We start from the raw sequence: 2,932 nt of genomic DNA, 5'->3' as shown, positions 1-2,932 counted from the left end.
CAATCCGTCTGATTTAGTAGATGTTTCACCTGTTGATGCACCCGTCCAGGCAAACCAAACTCAAAATTTAGCTCAAAACTCAGAACAAAGTAAAATTTCTGAAAATGAAACAACTCAATCACAAGTTGACTCTCCTGTCAGTCAAGTCACAGCCAAGTCAATCAGCGCGTCTCAAGTGTCAACATTGTTAGGTTTGGCTCAAGACAGAGCAAATCAAGTTAAGAGCTATTTAGTTAATGAAGGCAACGTGGCATCAAAACGACTTTCTTCTTGTAGCCCAACCATTAGCTATGATGTAGAAAGTGCGCCTAAAGTGACGTTTGATCAAATTAACTAATCAATAAACATGGCCCTGTCGATTACTTTTTATTGAGTATCACAGGGCCAGGTCCAAACCTCTTAAGGTTGTCTTCACTGTTATAAAGCGGACATTTAGTCAAAGATAGACAACCGCAACCGATACATCCTGACAGTGAGTCTCTTAGCCTAACAAGCCCTTCTATTTTTTGGTTTAACATATTCTGCCAATTTTGGCTTAGCGCTTCCCAATCCTTTGTGGTAGGTGTACGACTATTTGGTAGAGTTTCCAGCCCTTGCTTAATCTCCTCCAAGGTCACGCCAAGCTTTTGAGCAGCCTTTATAACCGAGACACGCCTGACGACGTCGGCTTTATACCTTCTTTGATTTCCTTGATTACGCCAACTCTTGATGAGCCCCTTTTCTTCATAAAAATGAAGAGTGGACACAGCAACGCCGCAACGTTTGGCCACTTTACCAACGGTCCAATTCTCCCCTTTGCTTAGCGATTTCATCGCTTCCTCCAAAAAAATCAAAATTAACGCTTTACCTCAACTTAACTTGAGGTTTTAACATGACCAAAAATTAAATGAAAGAAACAATGGAGCAAAAACATGCATTTAGAACATATAAACCTAGTCGTGAGAGATCTAAACGAAACATTAAAATTTTATAAGGCCGCCTTCCCTCACTGGCGTGTTAGAGGCAAAGGAGAAAGCGATTGGTATGGCACTAAAAGAACCTGGCTGCATTTTGGTGATGATTACCATTACGTTGCACTCAATGACAACGGAACTGGCGTAAATCGTAGGTTAGACAGTAACGACTTAGGCTTGGCTCATTTTGCTTTTGTCACTACAAATTTAAAAAGCGTTGTCGATAATCTAGCGCAGGCGGGATTTAAAGTTGATAAACAAGGAGTTGAGCCAGGTTCTAGAAAAAATGCCTATTTTATTGATCCAAACGGCTACGAAATTGAATTCGTTGAGTATCTAACGGACCTTCCAGAAGAACGTAATACGTACGCTTAACAACAAATAAAAGGATATAAAAATGCTTAAAACTTCAATTATATTGGGCTCGAGCCGCTCAAACGGTAACGCCGCGTCTGTTTGTAAAACGGTTGCACAACAGCTCGGTGCCGACGTTTTTGATCTAAATGATTATGTAATCGGTCCGTATCGTTACGATCAACGTTATGACGATGACTTTCAGTTTTTAATACGTGATGTAATTGAATACGACCGCATTATTTTAGCTACTCCTATGTATTGGTATACCGCCAGTGCGCAAATGAAAACTTTCTTAGACCGGCTGTCCGATTTACTCGAAAAAGACAATATCCAAGGCCAAGCTCTAAAACAAAAGAAAGCGGCCTTACTTGGAACTGGCAAAGACCTTCAACCACCAGCTTGTTTTGAAGAGGTATTTGCCAAAACATTCAAATACCTGGGTATGACCTACGAGGGAATGTTTTATTGTAGTGTTAATCAATTAGAAAAAGAGTCAATCTACAACTTTCAACTAAATGAATTTTGTCAGAGTTTAGCGTAGTTCTGTTACCAATAGGTCTTAATAAGGTGATGATGTAAAATCTAAATCATCACCTTTATTTGTTCTGGGTGAACCGAAAACTATTAAATTGTAACCCAAACCATCGTCTTGATAACACTAAGTTACAAACCACATCAAATATTACAAAATCCATTAATAAACATAGTATTAACTCTTGAATACCATCCCGATTTATACAACCATTGACTTACAGTTTTATGCTGTTTTGAAGTAAAACAGCGCAGTCTTAATTAGCGTTTTATGGATAGGTATTTAAGGGAAGTAAAATGAAACGATTGATGCAAACCTGTCTTACTGCAGGGCTAATGGTATTGTCTACAGCAGCTATATCTGAGGAAGCTGAATTAGCTAATTCGACACTGTTCGACGCAGATACATTTTATGTTGGTGCGAGTGTTGGCAACCATGACATTGATTTTGATCTTAATGACCGCTCGTTCGATACTATTTTCGCTACGCTTGGATATCAACTCAGTTCACATTGGGCCATTGAGGCAAGAATCGGTAAAGGTCGTCGCGGTTATGACCTTTACGGTACTGACAACAACGACTATCACTACACCGAAGAAATCGACATGCAATATGTCTTTTTAACCAAAGGCCGCTACCCGCTGACAGAGAACACATCAGTCACTCTGCAACTTGGTTACAGTGATACAAAGCTAGTTGACTATACGTCAGTCAATGTACTAAACGACTTAACTGGCAAATATGAACCGACAGACGAGAGGCGCGAATGGTCTGAATTGAGTCAGGGCTTCGTTTATGGTGTCGGTATCGACTATCGTATAAACCATAAATTTAGAGTTAATATCGAATATCAGAATTTGCCTAAATACGACAAAAGCTACTTTCAAGACTATGAGCCAGGGAATTGGACAGCGATTAACTTAGGTTTTACTTATACACTTTGATTAATTTTCGAAAGAAAAGTGGTATCAGCGATAAGTTTTTTTTGGTTCAGCTAATTGTGGCCACTATTTTTTACTTTTATGTATAGAAAACAAACTGTATTCTAACGATACAAAACAACGAAGAATAAAAATAACAATAAAAGGAT

General features: G+C 38.9%; 5 protein-coding genes. 4 read left to right on the top strand and 1 reads right to left on the bottom strand.

What is annotated here, in order from left to right; genetic code table 11:
- Nucleotides 1-337: hypothetical protein (locus tag AC4E96_RS13465; RefSeq protein WP_490256186.1), on the top strand; the 337-nt coding region annotated here is incomplete at its 5' end.
- Nucleotides 338-359: 22 nt separating this feature from the next.
- Here AC4E96_RS13465 and soxR read toward each other — a convergent pair.
- Nucleotides 360-812 (bottom strand): redox-sensitive transcriptional activator SoxR, encoded by a 453-nt coding sequence (gene soxR, locus AC4E96_RS13460; RefSeq protein ID WP_490256185.1) that lies wholly within the window; start codon nucleotides 810-812, stop codon nucleotides 360-362.
- Nucleotides 813-911: 99 nt separating this feature from the next.
- Here soxR and AC4E96_RS13455 point away from each other — a divergent pair, with 99 nt between their 5' ends.
- The 3 genes from AC4E96_RS13455 (at nucleotide 912) to AC4E96_RS13445 (ending at nucleotide 2,786) form a co-directional block, all read left to right on the top strand.
- Nucleotides 912-1,328, top strand: a complete 417-nt coding sequence (locus AC4E96_RS13455) for a VOC family protein (protein ID WP_490256184.1) — start codon at nucleotides 912-914, stop codon at nucleotides 1,326-1,328.
- 22 nt (nucleotides 1,329-1,350) lie between these two features.
- On the top strand, nucleotides 1,351-1,851 hold the full coding sequence (locus AC4E96_RS13450) for a flavodoxin family protein (protein ID WP_490256183.1): 501 nt from the start codon (nucleotides 1,351-1,353) through the stop codon (nucleotides 1,849-1,851).
- 287 nt (nucleotides 1,852-2,138) lie between these two features.
- Nucleotides 2,139-2,786, top strand: a complete 648-nt coding sequence (locus AC4E96_RS13445) for a porin family protein (RefSeq protein ID WP_490256182.1) — start codon at nucleotides 2,139-2,141, stop codon at nucleotides 2,784-2,786.
- Nucleotides 2,787-2,932: the final 146 nt, after the last annotated feature.

This window comes from Psychrosphaera sp. (assembly GCF_982872775.1).
This window is presented reverse-complemented; position numbering and strand designations above follow the sequence as displayed.